This is a genomic window from Rubricella aquisinus (genome assembly GCF_014199445.1).
In the GTDB taxonomy this organism is placed as follows: Bacteria; Pseudomonadota; Alphaproteobacteria; order Rhodobacterales; family Rhodobacteraceae; genus Rubricella; species Rubricella aquisinus.
The window spans coordinates 37090-54526 of record NZ_JACIJS010000004.1 but is presented as its reverse complement, the minus strand read 5'-3'; the positions used below and the strand labels follow the sequence as shown (position 1 = coordinate 54526).

General features: G+C 61.1%; 16 protein-coding genes and 1 pseudogene. 14 read left to right on the top strand and 3 right to left on the bottom strand.

Features of this window, described 5'->3' with window-relative positions; all coding sequences use genetic code 11:
* Nucleotides 1–18 precede the first annotated feature (18 nt).
* The 4 genes and pseudogenes from bcoG (at nucleotide 19) to FHS89_RS06990 (ending at nucleotide 3629) form a co-directional block, all read left to right on the top strand.
* Complete coding sequence (gene bcoG, locus FHS89_RS07005; RefSeq protein ID WP_184009982.1) at nucleotides 19–936, top strand: 3-dehydrocarnitine:acetyl-CoA trimethylamine transferase BcoG; 918 nt, start codon at nucleotides 19–21, stop codon at nucleotides 934–936.
* Nucleotides 933–1865 (top strand): annotated as a pseudogene (locus FHS89_RS07000) (3-hydroxyacyl-CoA dehydrogenase NAD-binding domain-containing protein); the annotation flags it as partial. The gene bcoG and the pseudogene FHS89_RS07000, both read left to right, overlap by 4 nt.
* Nucleotides 1866–1978: 113 nt before the next feature.
* Nucleotides 1979–2623 (top strand): DUF924 family protein, encoded by a 645-nt coding sequence (locus FHS89_RS06995; RefSeq protein ID WP_184009978.1) that lies wholly within the window; start codon nucleotides 1979–1981, stop codon nucleotides 2621–2623.
* 97 nt (nucleotides 2624–2720) lie between these two features.
* Nucleotides 2721–3629 (top strand): alpha/beta hydrolase family protein, encoded by a 909-nt coding sequence (locus FHS89_RS06990; RefSeq protein WP_184009976.1) that lies wholly within the window; start codon nucleotides 2721–2723, stop codon nucleotides 3627–3629.
* Nucleotides 3630–3676: 47 nt separating this feature from the next.
* Here the strand turns inward: FHS89_RS06990 and FHS89_RS06985 are convergent, their stop codons facing one another.
* Nucleotides 3677–4021 (bottom strand): RidA family protein, encoded by a 345-nt coding sequence (locus tag FHS89_RS06985; RefSeq protein ID WP_281376666.1) that lies wholly within the window; start codon nucleotides 4019–4021, stop codon nucleotides 3677–3679.
* Nucleotides 4022–4176: 155 nt separating this feature from the next.
* Here FHS89_RS06985 and sigJ point away from each other — a divergent pair, with 155 nt between their 5' ends.
* The 3 genes from sigJ to FHS89_RS06970 all read left to right on the top strand — a co-directional run bounded on the left by sigJ (nucleotide 4177) and on the right by FHS89_RS06970 (nucleotide 6104).
* Nucleotides 4177–5091 (top strand): RNA polymerase sigma factor SigJ, encoded by a 915-nt coding sequence (gene sigJ, locus FHS89_RS06980; protein ID WP_184009972.1) that lies wholly within the window; start codon nucleotides 4177–4179, stop codon nucleotides 5089–5091.
* An 85-nt stretch (nucleotides 5092–5176) separates the two neighbouring features.
* On the top strand, nucleotides 5177–5620 hold the full coding sequence (locus FHS89_RS06975) for a carboxymuconolactone decarboxylase family protein (protein WP_184009970.1): 444 nt from the start codon (nucleotides 5177–5179) through the stop codon (nucleotides 5618–5620).
* A 148-nt stretch (nucleotides 5621–5768) separates the two neighbouring features.
* Nucleotides 5769–6104, top strand: a complete 336-nt coding sequence (locus FHS89_RS06970; RefSeq protein ID WP_184009968.1) for a protein kinase family protein — start codon at nucleotides 5769–5771, stop codon at nucleotides 6102–6104.
* A 92-nt stretch (nucleotides 6105–6196) separates the two neighbouring features.
* Here the strand turns inward: FHS89_RS06970 and FHS89_RS06965 are convergent, their stop codons facing one another.
* Complete coding sequence (locus FHS89_RS06965) at nucleotides 6197–6820, bottom strand: TetR/AcrR family transcriptional regulator (RefSeq protein ID WP_246413659.1); 624 nt, start codon at nucleotides 6818–6820, stop codon at nucleotides 6197–6199.
* Nucleotides 6821–6907: 87 nt separating this feature from the next.
* On the opposite strand from FHS89_RS06965, the gene FHS89_RS06960 reads away from it, so the two are divergent.
* From FHS89_RS06960 to FHS89_RS06950, 3 genes are read left to right on the top strand one after another with little or no spacing between them, the layout of a single operon-like run.
* Entirely contained in the window at nucleotides 6908–8062 is a 1155-nt protein-coding gene (locus FHS89_RS06960; protein ID WP_184009964.1) for an efflux RND transporter periplasmic adaptor subunit, read from the top strand.
* Nucleotides 8062–11181 carry an efflux RND transporter permease subunit gene (locus FHS89_RS06955; protein ID WP_184009962.1) on the top strand — a complete coding sequence of 1040 codons (3120 nt, stop codon included), beginning with the start codon at nucleotides 8062–8064 and terminating at the stop codon, nucleotides 11179–11181. The genes FHS89_RS06960 and FHS89_RS06955 overlap by 1 nt, the downstream gene beginning before the upstream one ends.
* A gap of 54 nt (nucleotides 11182–11235) precedes the next feature.
* Nucleotides 11236–11982, top strand: coding sequence for a glutathione S-transferase N-terminal domain-containing protein (locus FHS89_RS06950; protein ID WP_184009959.1), 747 nt, complete (start codon nucleotides 11236–11238; stop codon nucleotides 11980–11982).
* A gap of 47 nt (nucleotides 11983–12029) precedes the next feature.
* Here the strand turns inward: FHS89_RS06950 and FHS89_RS06945 are convergent, their stop codons facing one another.
* Entirely contained in the window at nucleotides 12030–12851 is an 822-nt protein-coding gene (locus tag FHS89_RS06945; protein ID WP_184009957.1) for a helix-turn-helix domain-containing protein, read from the bottom strand.
* Nucleotides 12852–12962: 111 nt separating this feature from the next.
* Between FHS89_RS06945 and FHS89_RS06940 the strand changes: the two genes are divergently transcribed.
* The 4 genes from FHS89_RS06940 to FHS89_RS06925 all read left to right on the top strand — a co-directional run bounded on the left by FHS89_RS06940 (nucleotide 12963) and on the right by FHS89_RS06925 (nucleotide 17435).
* Entirely contained in the window at nucleotides 12963–13886 is a 924-nt protein-coding gene (locus tag FHS89_RS06940; protein ID WP_184009955.1) for an SRPBCC family protein, read from the top strand.
* A 710-nt stretch (nucleotides 13887–14596) separates the two neighbouring features.
* Entirely contained in the window at nucleotides 14597–14950 is a 354-nt protein-coding gene (locus FHS89_RS06935; protein WP_184009953.1) for a hypothetical protein, read from the top strand.
* Nucleotides 14951–15126: 176 nt separating this feature from the next.
* A complete protein-coding gene (locus FHS89_RS06930) occupies nucleotides 15127–16326 on the top strand; it encodes an N-acetyltransferase DgcN family protein (RefSeq protein WP_246413657.1) in 1200 nt (399 codons plus the stop codon).
* A complete protein-coding gene (locus FHS89_RS06925; protein ID WP_184009949.1) occupies nucleotides 16323–17435 on the top strand; it encodes an alanine/ornithine racemase family PLP-dependent enzyme in 1113 nt (370 codons plus the stop codon). The genes FHS89_RS06930 and FHS89_RS06925 overlap by 4 nt, the downstream gene beginning before the upstream one ends.
* Nucleotides 17436–17437 lie beyond the last annotated feature (2 nt).

The following is a 17437-nucleotide window of genomic DNA, read 5'->3' as shown; positions in this document are numbered from 1 at the left end:
ACAACGAGGGAGGACGCGATGCCGCTTACCATGAACAGGGAGGTGTTCATCACCGCAGCCATCACCGGCTCCGGCGCGACGCAGGACAAATCCCCCCATGTCCCGCGCAGCCCGGCGCAGATCGCTGAGGCCGCGATTGATGCGGCGAAAGCAGGGGCGGCCATTGTCCATTGCCATGTGCGCGATCCCGAAACCGGCGCCCCGTCCCGCGATCTGGCACTCTATCGTGAGGTTACGAAGCGTATTCGCGACAGTGACACCGATGTCGTGTTGAACCTCACCGCCGGGATGGGCGGCGATATCGTGTTCGGCCCGACCGAAGCCCCCCTGCCCCTCAACACCGCTGGGACGGACATGATCGGTGCGGCCGCGCGCGTCGCCCATATCGCGGATTGCCAGCCAGAGATTTGCACGCTCGATTGCGGCACGATGAATTTCGCCGAAGCCGATTATGTGATGACCAACACACCCGGCATGTTGCGCGCCATGGGCCAGATGATGACCGACATGGGCGTCCGGCCTGAGATTGAGGCGTTCGACACCGGGCATCTATGGCTCGCCACGCAATTGGTGGCAGAGGGTGTGCTGACCGCGCCCGCGCTGGTGCAGCTTTGCATGGGGGTGCCATGGGGCGCGCCCAATGACCTCAATACCTTTCTGGCGATGGTGGGGAATGTGCCGCCTGACTGGACATGGTCCGCGTTTTCGCTGGGGCGCGATCAGATGCCCTATGTCGCGGCAGCGGTGCTGGCGGGCGGGCATGTGCGGGTCGGGCTGGAAGATAACCTTTTTCTGGAGCGGGGCGTTTTGGCGACGAACGCACAATTGGTGGAGCGTGCCGTGACGGTGATCACTGGGATTGGCGCACGGGTCATCGGACCGCAGGACGTGCGCGCACGCCTGTCGCTCACCAAACGCGCGCCGGTGACACGATGAAGGCCGCGATCATCGGCGGCGGCGTGATCGGCGGCGGCTGGGCCGCGCGATTCCTGCTCAACGGTTGGGACGTGGCCGTGTTTGACCCCGATCTAGAGGCCGCGCGCAAGATCACCGCCGTTCTGGACAATGCGCGTCACGCGCTGCCGCAACTCTATGACAGTGCGCTGCCAAGCGAGGGCACGCTCAGCTATTGCGATGACCTGCCCCGCGCCGTGGCAGGCGCGGATTGGATACAGGAAAGCGTGCCGGAACGGCTTGACCTCAAGCGTCGCATTCACGGCGACATCTCTGCCCATGCCCCGGCGGATGCGGTGATCGGCTCCTCCACATCCGGCTTTACCCCGACCGAATTGCGGGCGACGGGCGCGCGCGTGATCGTGGCGCATCCGTTCAACCCGGTCTATCTGCTGCCATTGGTCGAACTTGTCGGCACCAATGACACGCGCGCCGCCTCCATCCTGCGCAGCATCGGGATGTATCCCCTGACCGTGCGCACGGAGATTGCCGCCCATATCGCAGACCGCCTGCTGGAGGCCGTCTGGCGGGAAAGCCTGTGGTTGGTGAAAGACGGGATCGCCACAACGGCGGAGATTGACGAGGCCATCCGCATGGGGTTTGGCCTGCGATGGGCGCAGATGGGCCTTTTTGAGACCTACCGCATCGCCGGGGGCGAGGCCGGGATGAAACACTTCATGGCGCAGTTTGGCCCTGCGCTTGCCTGGCCATGGACCAAGCTGACCGATGTGCCCGAATTCAATGACGCGCTGGTCGATATGATCGCGGATCAATCGGACGCACAATCGGGGCATATGAGCATCCGCGCGTTGGAACGGCTGCGCGACGACAATCTCATCGGGATTCTGCGCGCCCTGAAATCGACCGGGACAGGCGCGGGCGCGGTCGTGGCGGAGCATGAAGGCAAGCTGAGCGCACACTCCCGGCCCTGATCGCATGACCCGACGCACCGCGCAATTTGCGTGATCAGCGAAAGTATCCCACACTCCAGTCTTTAGCCGCTACCCAAATGGGAGACCGCGTGATGAGTGACCCTGCCTTTCAGCCTCAGACTGTCCTTGACCTCTGGTTCCCGGAAAACGGGTTTTGGGACAGCGGCGAAACCTTCCGCGCCTGGATCGAAGAGCGGATGCATGGCGGGATGGATCACACGATCTGCACCCGGTTTGAGGAGATGACCATCGCCGGGGCGCGCGGCACCCTTGATCATTGGGCCAACACGGCAGAAGGGCGCATCGCGCTTTTGATCGTGCTGGATCAGTTTCCCCGCTCCCTGTGGCGCGACACGCCGGGTGCTTTCGCGCAGGACATCAAATCGAACCTTTTGGTGTTGGAAGGCATCCGAAACGGCCATTTCGCGGCCATCGCACCGTGGAAAAAGCTGTTCTACATCATCGCGCTTGGCCATTGCGAGGGCCCCGATCACCTCGACCGGATCGCGCTGATGGACGACCTGACCGAAACCGTCATCGCGGAAATGCCGCCTCACCTCGCGCAGCTTGGCGATCAGTTGCGTGCACAAAATGCCCGTGTGCGCGCGGTGATCGAGCGGTTTGGCCGCCACCCGCACCGCAATCCGTTTTATGGCCGCGTCTCCACCCCGGAGGAGGAGGCCTATATCGCGACCGGTGATTTCCCGCACGTGAAAAGCCCCGCCGCGCGCGCCTGACGGCAAGCCGATTTTTTTGCGGCCCATCTGTCACAGACGGGGCGCGTGATCCGTCTTTCTTCTATCCGACCCGATTTCGGACCAACTGGAGAGAGACATGACATTCGCTTCCCCCACTGCGCTGCCGCTGGCGGCGCTGACCGCTGTCCTTTTGATCGCAGCACCCGCACCGGTGCGCGCGGACAGCACGTTTGACCATCTGCGCGCCTTTTATGCGCTCGACCCCCACATGCCCCAGACTGTTGAGGTTCAGTCTGACGCGCCTGCAGACGGGGTGCGGCGGGTGGAGTTCACATTCACCGGCTTTGACAACCAGATCGTCCCCGCACGACTTGATGTGCCAAACGGGGCAGAGAACCCGCCGGTGATCCTGCTGCTGCACGGTCTGACCCAATCGCGCGCGCAATGGTGGCGCACCGATGAAGGGCCTTACTCCTTCCCATCAAGCCACCGTGCGGCGCTGGTTGAGGCCGGGTTTGCCGTGCTCGCCTTTGATGCGCGCAAGCATGGAGAGCGGCGCGTGTCGACCGATTTTGAGAACCCATATATTTACCTTGAGAACGGCTATTTCGACGCGACGCGCAAATTCATCGCGGATACGGCGATTGACGTGCGCAGCGCCGTTGATGCGCTCGATCAGATCGACGGGGTGGATGCCTCTCGCGTTGGCGTGACCGGGTTCTCGCTTGGTGCGTTTGTCGGCTATCTTGCCGCAGCGGTTGATCCACGGATCGACGCGGGCCTCTTCATTGCGTTGCCGCTGTTGCCCGTCTCCGCCGGGGAGGCCGCGTCCTTCACCTCGCCGTTTTCCTATACCGAAGGTTTTGGCGCGCGGCCCATGGGGCTGATCGCGGGCACGGAAGATCCGCTTTATACAATCGACGGGATGGAGGCGCTCGCGGCGCAGATGTCCGGCCAAACGCAGCTGACATGGATCGACAGCGGTCATGATTTTCCCCACGACACGGCGGATGTGTCGGTGCGCTTTTTCACCGGCGCCCTGTGATGGGGAGGGGGGCGGGGCTGGCCATCCGTGGCCAGCCCCATTTGCGATCAACGCTGGGCGGTCGCCTCAATCTCGATCAACATGGCCGGATCAATCAGATCACAGATCACCATGGTCGCGGCAGGGCGGATATCGGCAAAAACCTTTCCGACCTCCTCGAACACGGCGGGCACATTGGCGCGGTCCGTGACATAGTAATTGACCCGCACCACCTGTTCGAGCGTGAAGCCCCCGTCATGCAGCGCCTGCGCGATGGTCGCCAGGCAATTGCGCGTCTGCTCCCGAATGTCAGCAGGCATCTGCATGCTGTCATAGTCATATCCGGTCGTGCCCGCGACATGGGCAAAATCCCCCTGAATGACCGCACGGGAATATCCCGCGCTGCGTTCCATTGGGGATCCGGTTGAAATAAGGCGTCGTTCCATGGCTGTTCCTTGGCTGGTAGTTCACATCTTGAATGACGGGGGTGCACGGGGTTTTGTGACACCGGCCATCGCGATTTCTGCGCGCCCCACCTTCACACCTGATCTTAATTGCGGAGATTTCCATGCAACAGGCCTTGGGCCAGGAATTTGAGACCCACAGACCATTGCTGATGGGCATCGCCTATCGGCTTTTGGGAACGGCGAGCGATGCGGAGGACGCGGTGCAGGACGTGTTCCTGAAATGGTATGAGCACGCCTCAAACGACAGGATCGAGAACCCGAAAGCCTGGCTGACGAAGGTATGCACCAATCGCTGCCTTGATGCGCTGCGTTCTGCCCATCACAGGCGGATGAGCTATGTCGGGCCATGGCTGCCCGAACCGCTCCAGACCGAAACGGTCGACTCCGCCGAGGACACCATGGATGCGGGCAACACGCTCGACTATGCGTTCATGGTCATGCTGGAGAGGCTGACGCCGAAGGAACGCGCCGCCTACCTGCTGCGCGAGGTGTTCGACTGCGACTATGGCGAGGTCGCCGATATTCTTGAAATCAGCGAGGTCAATTGTCGGCAGGTCGTGTCCCGCGCGCGGCGGCATGTGAGCAACGGCTCGAAACGGATTGAGAACGCGCCGCGTGTCCAGCGCACGCTTCTGGCCGCGTTCCGGCAGGCGCTGCAAACCGGAGATACCCGGCGCTTTGCCGCCTTGCTGAGCCGGTCGGCGGAACTGCACGCGGATGGCGGCGGCAAGGTGATCGCAGCGCAGGAGGTCATCCACGGCGACGCGACGATCAGCCATTTCGTGATGCATGGCCTCTATCATGCATGGCGCGGATTGACGCTTGAGGAGGTACAGATCAACGGCGGACCGGGGCTTTTGTTGCGTCAGGGCACGCAAGTCATGGGCTGCATCACCTGCGAGATCAACACGGAGGGGCAAGCCGCGCGCCTGTTCATTATCCGCAATCCAGACAAGCTGTCTCGCGTCACGTTTGGGCGCGGCGTGGCCCTTGCCGGGGGTGAAATCTTTTCCTGATCCGGCGCTTTTCCGACGCCGCGCTGTCACAGATGGCGGTGCCATCCCGTCTTTTGCGCAGAGACGTCAGATCAAAGGAAAAGACATGACTGCTACCGCCCCATCCACAGCTCCGGTGAATTATCTCGACTTCGCATCCTCCGCCTTGCCTGCCTTGGAGAATGTGGAGGAATGGATCACGCGCACGCCGCTTAATCAGGCCTTTGTGCACCTTTTGAAGCTGCGCGCCTCCCAGATGAACGGCTGCGCGCATTGCGTAAAGATGCACACCGCCGACGCCCGCAAAGCCGGGGAAAGCAACGAACGGCTCGATCATCTGGTCGTTTGGCGCCATGTCGGCAGCTTCACCGCTGCGGAGAAAGCGGCGCTTGGCTGGATTGAGGCGCTGACATGCGTGGACAGTCAGGCTGATTACGGCCCCCTCCGGCGCGATCTGCGCGCCCATTACAGCGATGACGAGATCACCGCGCTGACCATCGTGGCAGGCATGATCAACCTGTGGAACCGCATCCAGATGTCGAACCACTGATTGGGAAATGCCGGGCAGGACGTGACATGCCGGGCGTTTCTGCCTCCGCTCCATTCGGTGACCGGATGACGGCACGCGGTGTCTTGTGCGCTTCCAATGGTCCGCGACTGAGCCGACACCGCATCTCGACAACGGCGCATTGGTGCGTGTGGGGCTCGGAGCGCACGAGCTTCAGGTCACAGCGCTGGACCTTGATCCGATGCGCCAACATTGGGAGTTGTCCACGCTTGGTCATCCGCTGACCGATCTGGGGTCCGGCGTCATGCGATGGCACATGGCCCCGGAGGAGTATGACGGGCTACCAATACATGAGCTTGCCGCGCTGAACCTGCCGACAGAGCAGGCATTTGTGGTGCGGTGCCAGCGCACAGCCAGGGTTTCCGCCCCGCTGCTGCCCTTCCGCAAGGCCTTTGCACTTTACCGGTTTGCCGTGATTCTCAAGGGCATTGCCGACCGGGCGTTGGATGTCGTGGCGATGATTTGAGCCTCAGACATCCCGTTATGGAAAGACCCGCGCTGTGCGATGTCGACGCCGATTGATCGGCGTCACACCTCGCACGCTTGGCGAGATGTGTCCTAGGTCGAGACGACCTCGCCCATGACCCGCCGGGCGATATCGTCGAGCATGTCGGACATATCCACCGGCATTTCCATCTTTTGCAGTTTCCCGTCGATCAGGAGGAAAGACAGCCCGTGCACGAAACTCCAAAGCTGGAAAGCCCGGCGCTCGTCGATTGATTCGATCACAGTGCTCCCACGATAGGCGGCGACCTCCTCTCGCACCACGGCGAAGGTCTTTTTGCCCTTGTCGATCATCGCATCATCCTCGCTGTGATCGTCTGACAAGCCGAACATCAGGCGAAAGACGGCAGGCTCATTGCGCGCGAAATTGATATAGACGTGGCCAAGGGCGGAGATGCGCTCAAGGCTCCGCTCGGGCAGGCCCTCGAGGGCTGCGAGCATCTGGTCCCGCTGCCGCCCCATCCCCTCAAACGCGACGGCGCGGAGCAATTCATCCTTATCTTTGAAATGCTTATAGGGCGCTGCGGTGGAAACCCCTGCAAGGCGACACGCCTCGGACACCGACAAATGGTCGGGGCCTTTCAGCTCCACAAGATGCCGGGTTGCCTCGATCAATTGCGCGCGCAGGTCACCGTGGTGATAGCTGTCGCGCGCCTGTTTGGATGGTGGTTTTGTCATGATCCAATCCCTTACAGACTTCGTATCCCTTGTCAAAGTAAGAAGCGCTAACATATGTTAGAGGTACTAACTTCGAAAGGGACAGCCATGAATGAGCATTCCAGACCAGTATGGTGGCAGCGAGGCCTGCGGCGCGTGGCCATCGGGGGCGTCACGCTTGGCGTTGTGGCAGGCGCAGGCGGGGCTGTCTTTTTCGGGGCGGATTACCTTGCCGCGCGCGCAACGGCGGCGACCGTCACGACAACCGCCGATCTGACACCGGTTGAGGTCACTGCCCTGACGGTGCAGGACGGCTACACCCTGTCGCGCCAATTCGTCGGGCAGGTGGAGGCGGCGGCGAGCGTCGTGTTGTCCTTTGAACTGGGTGGGCGGCTCAGCGATTTGCAAGGCGATGAAGGGGCCGAAGTGGTCAAAGGGCAGGTTCTGGCCCGGCTCGACACGGCCCTGCTGAACGCGGACAAGGAGCGGCTGGAGGCTTCGCGCGCGGCCACGACCGCGCAGCTTGACCTTGCCGAAACCCGGCTTGCCCGCGCCCAAAGCCTTCTGCGCGACGGTCATGTCAGTCAGGAGGCCGTCGATCAGGCATTGGCCACGCGTGACGAGTTGTCCTCCCGCATTCGCGAGATTGATGCTGCCCTTCATACCGTTGCTATCAACCTTGAAAAATCCGAGTTGCGTGCGCCCTTTGATGGCCGGATCGGCCTGCGCAATGTCGATGGTGGCGAAACCCTGAGTGCCGGCACACCCGTCTTGACGCTGATCGAGACCGCTGCACCGCAAGTGCGCGTGGGCCTGCCGCTGTCGATTGAAACGGCGACCCTGACCAACGCCATGATTGACGTGAACGGCAAAAGCTATCCCGCGACGCTCGCGCAGGTTCGCCCCGATATCGACCCGGTAACACGCACACGCACCGTCCTGTTTGAACTGGGTGCCGAGACTCCGCCAGCCTTTGGCCAGACCGCCACATTGATGATCGAGACGCGGATCGCCACGCCCGGCACATGGATCCCGCTTGATGCGCTGCGCGAGGGGATTGGCGGGGCGTGGACTGTGCTGGTGGTGGAGGACGGGACCGTGCGCACCGCCATGGTCGAAGTGCTCCATGCCGATGAGACGCGCGCCTTTGTCAGCGGCACCTTCCCCCCCGGCGCACGCATGATCCGCAGCGGCGCGCACCGCGTCGTGCCGGGTCAACGGGTCGAGGTCATAGCCACGGCTCCGGTCGCGGAGGGCGCGTGATGTTTACCCTGCCCTACCGACAGCCCCGCCTTGTGGCACTCACGCTTCTTGTGCTGATCTCAGCCGGTCTTTCGGCGTTTCTGTCCATCGGGCGGCAGGAAGATCCGACCATCACCAATCTGTTTGCCACGGTCACGACCCAGTTTCCCGGGGCCGATCCCGCGCGGGTCGAGGCGCTTGTCACCGCCGAGATTGAGGAGGAATTGCGAGAGATCGCAGAGGTGGACACGATCACCTCCGTGTCCCGCACCGGGGTGTCGGTCGTATCGGTCGAATTGCTGGAAACGCTCGATGAGACCACGATTGAGCAGGTCTGGTCCGAGGCGCGCGACGCGGTAGAAGACGCCCGCCGCAGCTTTCCGCAAGGGGTTTTGGCGCCCGAATTCAACGCAGAAGGCATCTCGGCCTATTCCGCCGTGATCGCGGTGACATCCGATCATGACGCGGTGCCGTTGACCCTGACCCACGCCCATGCCGAAGCCTTGGCCGACCGGCTGCGCGCGATCCCCGCCACCCGCGCGGTGGACCTGTTCGGTGAGCCGGAAGAGGAAGTGCTTGTCGAGATTGATCCTGATAAAGCCGCGGCCCTTGGCCTGACGGTTGCGGAGATTTCCCAGCGGATCGCCGCGGCTGACGGCAAGGTGCGCGCGGGCGCGATGGACGGGGACAACACGGGCCTGACGATCAATATCTCAGGGGAGATTGAGGCGCTTGACCGGCTTGGCCGTGTCGTGCTGCGCGAAGGGGCCGCCGGGGCGACCGTGACGCTGGCGGATGTGGCCGTTCTGTCCCGCGGGCCGCGCGATCCGGCGACCGAGTTGAGCTTTGCCAATGGGCGGCCAGCCGTGCTTGTCGGTGTGTTGGCACAGGACGGTGTGCAAATTGACCGCTGGATGGGCTTTGTGCGGGACGAGTTGGCCGCCGGGGCCGCTATGGTCCCGCTGGGCCTGTCGGAGCGTCTGATGTTCGATCAATCGACCTATACCGCCAATCGTCTGGCGGAGGTCGGGACCAATATGGCCATTGGGGTTGGGCTGGTTGTGGCGGTGCTGCTGATCACATTGGGCCTGCGCGCAGCCGCGATAGTGGCGCTTGTGCTGCCTGTCGTGTCCCTCGCCACGATTGCCACGATGAATTTCATCAACCTGCCGATCCACCAGATGTCCGTCACCGGGCTGATCGTGGCGCTGGGGCTTTTGGTGGATGCGGCCATCGTGATGGTTGATGAAGTGCGCCAGCGGCTCAGCCGGGGCATGGCGCGGGAGGAGGCTGTGGGCGATGCGGTCAAGCGCCTTGCCGCGCCGCTGCTCGCCTCCACCGTGACAACGGCCCTGTCCTTTACCCCGATGATCCTTCTGCCCGGACCGGCGGGGGATTTCGTTGGCTCCATCGCGATTGCGGTGGTCATTATGCTGATCTGGTCGCTGGTGGTTGCGCTGATGGTGACGCCTGCGCTGGCCGGATGGTTCATCAAGACCGGTGGGCGCGGCGGAGTGACGATCCCGCCCCTTGGCCGGGCCTTTACCCGCTCGATCCGCTGGTCGCTGCGCAATCCGGTAAAGTCCATCGCGCTCTCCTTGATCCTGCCGGTGATGGGCTTTGCCGCGTTTCCGACGCTGACGGCGCAGTTCTTTCCGGGCGTGGACCGCGATCAATTCTATCTGGAGTTGGAGATGCCGCCGGGCACCGCGCTTGCCGCCACGTCCGATGTCGTGCGCGAGATCGACACGGCGCTGCTAGGCGCGCAAGGCATCGACCAAGTATACTGGTCCGTGGGGCAATCGGGGCCAGCGTTCTACTACAATATCACCGGTGGGCGGTCACAAGAGCCGACCTATGCCATCGCCATGATCAAAACCGATACGGCAGACGAAGCGGCCCGTCTGGTCCCGCAGTTGCAGGCCGATCTGGATCGTCGCTACCCGCAGGCGCGGATCATCGTGCGCGGTTTGGTTCAAGGGCCACCCGTGGCCGCCCCGATTGAAGTGCGCCTGATCGGGCCTGACCTGTCCGTGCTGCGCAGCTATGGCGATCAGGCGCGGGCGCTGATGGCGGGCATCCCGATTGTGACGCAGGTGCGCACGGGCGTCTCCGGTGGTGCACCGCAGGTCCGGTTCGAAATTGACGAAACCGCGGCCCGTCTGCTGGGGCTGAACGTCACCGATATCGCCGCGCAACTGGAAAACGGGCTGGTCGGGACAACCGGCGGCAGCCTTGTGGAAGGGACCGAGCAATTGCCGGTGCGGGTCCGCTTTGACCGTGACGCTTTTCCTGACCTTGCCGCCGTGTCGGACCTGCCGGTTTTGTTACCGGGTGCCGCGACATTGTCTGCAAGCGGCGGCTTTCCGGCGGTGCCGTTGTCCGAACTCGCGACGCCCGTTCTGGAACCAGCAGAAAGCGTCATCACCCGCCGCAACGGGGAGCGGGTGAATGTGGTGCAGGCCTTTATCGTGCCCGATGTCCTGCCCGAAGAGGCCTTGCAAGCCGTGCTGGCCGAATTTGAGGCCGCAGGCTTTGCCCTGCCCGCCGGATACCGGATCGAGTTGGGCGGAGATAGCGATGCAAGGTCGAGCACGGTGGGCAACCTCCTGGCCTCCATCGGGTTGATCGTGACCCTGACGATCGCGACGATCGCGCTTACCTTCAATTCCTTCCGGCTAACGGGGGTGGCGCTGATCGTGTGCGTCCTGTCCGCCGGATTGTCGATGCTGTCGCTTGCGGTCATGCAATACCCGTTTGGGATCAATGCCATCATCGGGGTGATCGGTTCCATCGGCGTATCGATCAACGCGGCCATCATCATCCTGACGGGTCTAAAGGCCGACCCGGACGCTGCCGCTGGCGATACAGAAGCGATGGCCCGCGTTGTCAGCGGATCGAGCCGTCATATCGTCTCCACCACGATCACGACCTTTGGCGGGTTCCTGCCATTGATCCTTGAAGGGGGAGGGTTTTGGCCACCCTTTGCGGTGGCGATTGCGGGCGGCGTTCTGCTGTCGGCGGTGGTGTCGTTCTACTTCACCCCCCCGATGTTCCGGCTGGTCTATCGCCGCAAGAAACCCGCGGAGAAGGGTATGCCGACGCTGAATGCCCCACAGCTTGCGGTCGCGGCGGAGTAAATGCGCTGGCGCCAGCCTGCCTTATTCCCTGTCAGGTAATTTCCCGGATGCTTGGTGACCACCACACTGCTGAAAGGGTTCTTCTGGGCTGCGTTCTGTTCGCGCCCCGCCGAAGCACCTCGTAAGCTGGAATATGTGAAAGGAACCAAGACAATGGCGGACTGCAAACTTGCCGCATCGAAATTAAGCAGCTTCGGGCTGGCCGCTCGTGTAGTGCTCGAAGAAAAAGGCGTGGCCTACGAACGGATTGAAATCAATCCGACTGAGCAGCAATCAGACCAGCACCTCTCAAATGTACATCCCTTCGGAAAGGTTCCCGCGCTCTATCACGGCGATTTCCACTTGTATGAGACCGCAGCCATCGCGCGCTATGTTGATGAGGCCTTCGACGGTCCGGACCTGCAGCCTGAGGACGTAAAGAAACGCGGCAACATGCAGAAATGGATCAACATCACGGGGCAGTACATATACCCGTCGATCATCGGCGATCTGGTCATGCAACGCCTCGCCCCAAAAATTGGGGCCTTTGGCGGCGTCACGGATGAGGATGTGGTGGCCGCGTCGGTTCCCGTCATCTCGCATCAGCTTACTCTGATCGACAGAGCGTTGGGGGAAAGCGGTGATTATCTGACAGGTGATTTCTCGCTGGCTGATATCATGGTTGCAACCATGGTTCAGTATATCGGCCTCACGCCGGAAAGTGACGCGTTGCTGGGCCGTCAGCCGAGGGTTGCAGCTTGGGTGCAACGCGTGACCTCCCGGCCAAGCTTTGAGGCTGCCGCCTACGATCTTGGCCTGTAGTTGACCGGCAGCGGGGCAAGCCGATGCAGAAGCCCCGCTGCCATTTTCTACTGATCTCCTTGGGCAGAGCGCCCCTCCCTAAGGCCCATAAACCACTGCCGCGTCGGTTCATCCGCAGGCAGCAGCGTTTCAATCCTGAGGTCATCCAGAGTTGTATCCATGCTCATTCCCACCGTGGCGATCAGCGAGAACAGTTTTAACTCGACACCGTCGATTACAAACTCAATTGAAAGCACAGGTGCCGGAGGCGTTTTTGGACGGTTCACAATGGCAGAGGCGACGCCGGGAAGATCCCTCAACTCCTCCAAAAGAGCCTTTGCCTCGTCGTCGTGAGGTCTTCGCGCGACCTCTAGGTCAAGCAGACGAAAAAGCGCCCGGGCGACCTCAGGCCAGTTACGAATATTCGCCCGCAAGGGGCCTGGCTGAAAGACCTCGCGTAGGAGGTTTCGTTGCCCCGTGCTGCCCGCGCGCGCAAAGAACGTTCGAGCACTGTCGTTCACCCGTTGCAGGGTCCAGATGCGATCAATTGAGACCGCGGGAAAGGGCTCATGGCCCTTCAGCACATGAGCCAGTGACGTATCCACCGCATCCCTCACGTCTGTTGTCCAGCTTGTATTGGCAGACTGCGGAGCGAAGCCCGCCGACATCAGCATCACGTCCAGTTCTGCTTGCGGCATCTCAAGCGCCTCACAGATTTGCCAGATCGCGTACCTGCTTGGTTTTGAGCGCCCGGTTTCCAGAAAACTGACGTGGCGTTGGGATAGTCCGGCATCAAGCGCGAGATCGAGTTGGCTGATCCGCTTGCGCGTCCGCCATGCTTTCAATAGCGGACCAAATGCATCTTGGGGCCTGTTGATCATAAGTGTCATGCTCCCTTGTCACCACAAAACAGACCGTTCGCTATTACCTGAGGTGTAATTGAGACGGGTGCCGTTCGATGGCTTTGATCCACGGATATATCAAAGCAACAAAGGTGCACCATGTCACATTCCTCCTCCGCTGCTGCCAGAAAATTCCTGAAGTTGAATGGGGCTTTCTCGCTCCTAACAGCGGCTCCCCTTCTTTTTTCCGCCGGGTGGGCCGCATCGTTAATGTTTGCCAATCCTGCTGATTGGATGGCGTGGGCCTTGCGTGGTTTGGGTATTGGGCTGGTCGGGTTTGCAGGGCTCGTCTATGCGCTGTCGACCTACAAGTTCGTCTCCCGTTTTTTGGTCAATGAGATCGTTGTTTTGGACGTCCTCTGGGTCATCGCCAGTATCGTGCTAGTCGCTGAGTTCGGGCATATCCTGACGCCGGAAGGAATGAGGATAATTGTTGGGGTGGCCGCAGTCGTTGCATTCTTTGCGGTGTCCCAATTCATTGCCGCTGCGCAGATCAAGGCGCCGATCCCGACGGCGAAGGTGTATATGCAAAACGGAAAACTCCATGCGACGGTCAAGCGGGCGGTGCAGGCGCCCACCGCCACAGTCTGGGAGGTCATGACCGATCACCCCGGTTATGCGGATGTTGCCGATAACCTCTCCAAGGTCGAAGTGTTATCGGGTGAGGGCCTTGGCATGGTGCGCCGGTGTTATGGGCCGAAAGGCGAAAGCTGGAAGGAAACCTGCGACCTGTTTAAACCGGGGGAGACCTACGGCTTTCGCATTCATACAGAGGCAGACGATTATCCGTATCCCTTCGCTGAACTCTCTGGACGTTGGCGTGTTCAGGAACACCAAGTAGGGTCAGAATTTCACATCGAAATAGTTGCCAAACTGGCAGGAAGCCCGCTGTCCAAATGGCTGTTTGCGACACTGGCGCGACCACAGTTTACAACCGTCCTGATTGACCTCGCGGATGCGTGGGCCGAACGCATGGAACGCGAGGCAGGAACCGGTAAAGCTCTCTCCCAAGATGAAACATAAAGGCACATGATTCATGGCGGAGGCGACCCGCACCCATGTGCCAGCGACGCACTTGGTCCTGTAGGGCGCCTTCGCCGACCAGACTGTGTCAACGGGCCATTCGTGCCAAGCCGCCCGATGTCCAGCTCGACAGACTGCGCCGCAACATCCGCATGCCCTGACATATGGCAGATTGAGGCCGATCTCACGGGAACGAAACAGGGTAGAAGGCGCAGACGGCAGCAGATTTGGCGGACTGCGCTTGCATTTCAGAACCTTACGTTCACTCAGCGCTTCCATCTTGATCTGTGGTAGGATGCGGGATCGCCAAGACTCAAGAGAAATTTGGTTGGCCAATAATATATCTGTAAAAAATTCGAAATTATGATGATTCTCAAAAATATCAAAAATAAACATATATTAAATTGAATTCACAATATTCATCATTATATAAAAACCAGACCATGCAAAAATCGAATATTCCATCATTTCAATTTAAGGGCTGGATACACCCTAAGGTGAGGTGACGCTTGGGATGTTTGCCTAACGCGGTAGCGCATGACCGTGCTGTTCAGACAATCGGATGCACTCCCTTTCGAGAGATAATCCCTGCGTTTTGCGACCCAGCGCGGATCACGCCCGTGATCAAGCGACCCTTCGGCAGCACTGACAAAATGATTTGTCGGCGCCAGAAACAGTGAGGCGGCACTTTCCCCGTCAAAGGATTAAAAATGACTTTTCCAGAATGGACGAAACCCGGCCTTTACGGTGCCTTGATCGGTGCGGTTGCCGCAACAATCCTCGGCTTTACCTGGGGTGGCTGGACCACGGGCAGCAGCGCCCGAACGATGGCCCAAAATCTGGCGGCCGAGGAAGTGACCTTGGCCATGGTGCCGGTCTGTTTGAATAACTCAGCCTCTGATCCGGACCGGGTTGAGAAGCTCGCAGTCCTTCAGGACCTGTCAGGCTTTAGCCGCCGCAACGCGATGATGGAAACGGGTTGGGCAACCCGCCCCGGCACCGACAGACCGGACCGGACCCTCGCGACCGCGTGCCTCGTCGGCCTTGAGCTGGACGGATCCTAAGCCAAAACCACGCTGGCACGGGCTCCGGATGACGCGCGGGCCGAGTGTGTTTGCGACTTTGGCAAGTCTTTAGACGTTTACGAGCCTGTTGCCGCCCGCGGCACGCACGGAAGGGATTGATGCCTTTCCGGCGCGCTGCGACCTGCGCGACAGTCTCGCCATCAAAGGAGATGACCATGACAATCGATATTCAGAAGGCCGATATGACGCGCCGGTCCTTCGGCGGTGCCGGTGTGCCTCCCTCGACCCGCGATATGCCGATCCCTCTGCCCTCTCTCAGTCCGATCATCACGCAGCCCACGGCCATCGTGTATTGCGAAGGCAACTTTGCCAAAATCGACGGCAAAACGGCCAATGGCCTCGTCCGTCATTCGCAGGCCTACAGGGTCGTGTCGGTCATCGACAGCAGCCATGGCGGCCATGACAGCGGCATGGTTCTTGATGGCGTGACCAACGGTATCCCGATCCTCGGAAGCCTTGATGCGGCAATCGCGCATGCGCCCAGCCTCCCCGACACGTTCATCTACGGCATGGCCCCCTCAACCGGGCGGCTTTCCACAGGCGACCGTGGCGTCGTGCTGGATGCGATCGCGCGCGGCATGAACATTGTCAGTGGCCTGCATGAGTATCTGAGCGACGATCCTGAAATCGCGCAGGCCGCATCTGAAAGGCATGTCACGATCCGCGACATCCGCAAACCCAAACCCAGCAAGGACATGCGATTGTTCGATGGCAGTGTCGCGCATGTTGATGCGCTGCGCATCGCCGTTCTGGGGACAGATTGCGCCATCGGAAAGCGGACCACCGCAACGGTCCTTGCCCGTGCCTTGACCGCGAAGGGGATCAAGACGGTTCTTGTTGGAACCGGTCAGACAGGCCTGATGCAGGGCGCAAAATATGGTGTGGCGATGGATGCCGTTCCGCCGCAATTCTGCTGTGGCGAATTGGAGGGCGCGATCGTCGCGGCCTCACAGGGCGAGCAACCCGATGTCATCCTGATCGAAGGACAGGGCGCACTGAGCCATCCTGCGTTCTGCACGTCCGCCTTTATCCTGCGCGGCAGCCAGCCCGACGCGGTCATCCTTCAGCACGCCCCGAAACGCGCCCATCGCTGCGATTTTCGCGACATGCCCATGCCCAGCCCGGCAAGTGAAATCGCTCTGATCGAAGCCTTCTCGGACACCAAGGTGATTGGGGTCACGCTCAATCACGAGGATATGTCCGACGCTGAAATCTCGGGCGCAATCACCGCACAAAGCGAAACGCTGGGCCTGCCAGTGACCGACGCGCTCAGCCGCCCATCGGCACATCTGTTGGCGATGGTTCTGGCCGCTTATCCCCACTTGCAGCGAGGACGGCCGCTGGCCGCGGTTTGAGTTGCCCGCGCATAGAGGTTGATCTGCACAAAATACGCCACAATACGCGCACGATCATTGAGCGTTTGCAGGGCCGTGGCATTCAGGTGACCGGGGTGAGCAAAGCGGTGCGCGGGCATCCCGCCATCGCGCAGGCCATGCTCGATGGTGGTGCAGCGGGCCTCGCTGAGGCGCGGTTGAGCAATGTCCAGCGGCTTCGCACGGCAGGAATGACCTGCCCGATCACCCTGATCCGCACCCCGATGCTGAGCCAGGTCGATCACGTCGTGCAGATGTGTGAGACAAGCTACAATACGGAACCCACCGTGATGGCAGCCTTGGCCGCAGCGGCGATCCGGCATGGCACGGTCCATGGCATCATCCTGATGGTGGAAATGGGCGACAAGCGCGAAGGGATCATACCACACGACCTTGTCATCATCGCGCAGCAAGTCATGGATATGCCGGGTGTGGCGCTCAAGGGCATCGGGGCCAATTTCGGCTGCTTGAGCGGCATCGCCCCAACGGCGGTGCAGATGCGCGCCTTGTCTGATCTCGGGACTGATGTTGAGGGGCAGTGTGGCCCGTATCTGCAAACGGTATCCGGCGGGAATTCGACGAGCCTGCCTTGGGCGTTTGGGCAGGCAACGGTTGGCCGGATCAACGATTTGCGCATCGGGGAGGCGATCCTGCTTGGCGTTGATCCCATCACAGGCGCGCAGATTGATGGCCTGTTTCAGGATGCGTTCACGCTTGTCGCGGAAGTGGTTGAGACGGATCGTAAACCCCTGTCACCATCCGCGAGGCGTGCCATGGCCGGGCTTCGGCTTGTCCCCAAAGGCGACGGCAGTCGGCGGATCATCCTCGCCATCGGTGATCAGGACACCAACGCCGCCGGTCTGACGATGCCCCCTGAAAACACGCTGATCGGTGCAACGAGCGACCATCTTGTTATCCGCACACAGGACGCAACACTCCGCGTCGGGGCGGAAATGCGGTTTGAGATGAATTATGCCGCGTTGATGCGCGCCATGGCCGCCCCCGACATTCAGATAGTTCAGCACCACGACACCCCCGCGCCAAATTCACGCGATGCTCAGGGATCACGCGCGGAATGGGCGCTGGTCTGAAA

Coding starts and splice junctions, on each gene's coding strand:
- FHS89_RS06940 (WP_184009955.1), top strand. CDS start 12,963: ATGTCACATTCCTCCTCCGCTGCTGCCAGAAAATTCCTGAAGTTGAAT.
- FHS89_RS06995 (WP_184009978.1), top strand. CDS start 1,979: ATGAGTGACCCTGCCTTTCAGCCTCAGACTGTCCTTGACCTCTGGTTC.
- bcoG (WP_184009982.1), top strand. CDS start 19: ATGCCGCTTACCATGAACAGGGAGGTGTTCATCACCGCAGCCATCACC.
- FHS89_RS06965 (WP_246413659.1), bottom strand. CDS start 6,820: ATGACAAAACCACCATCCAAACAGGCGCGCGACAGCTATCACCACGGT.
- FHS89_RS06930 (WP_246413657.1), top strand. CDS start 15,127: ATGACAATCGATATTCAGAAGGCCGATATGACGCGCCGGTCCTTCGGC.
- FHS89_RS06960 (WP_184009964.1), top strand. CDS start 6,908: ATGAATGAGCATTCCAGACCAGTATGGTGGCAGCGAGGCCTGCGGCGC.
- FHS89_RS06985 (WP_281376666.1), bottom strand. CDS start 4,021: ATGGAACGCAGCGCGGGATATTCCCGTGCGGTCATTCAGGGGGATTTT.
- FHS89_RS06935 (WP_184009953.1), top strand. CDS start 14,597: ATGACTTTTCCAGAATGGACGAAACCCGGCCTTTACGGTGCCTTGATC.
- sigJ (WP_184009972.1), top strand. CDS start 4,177: ATGCAACAGGCCTTGGGCCAGGAATTTGAGACCCACAGACCATTGCTG.
- FHS89_RS06945 (WP_184009957.1), bottom strand. CDS start 12,851: ATGACACTTATGATCAACAGGCCCCAAGATGCATTTGGTCCGCTATTG.
- FHS89_RS06990 (WP_184009976.1), top strand. CDS start 2,721: ATGACATTCGCTTCCCCCACTGCGCTGCCGCTGGCGGCGCTGACCGCT.
- FHS89_RS06955 (WP_184009962.1), top strand. CDS start 8,062: ATGTTTACCCTGCCCTACCGACAGCCCCGCCTTGTGGCACTCACGCTT.
- FHS89_RS06975 (WP_184009970.1), top strand. CDS start 5,177: ATGACTGCTACCGCCCCATCCACAGCTCCGGTGAATTATCTCGACTTC.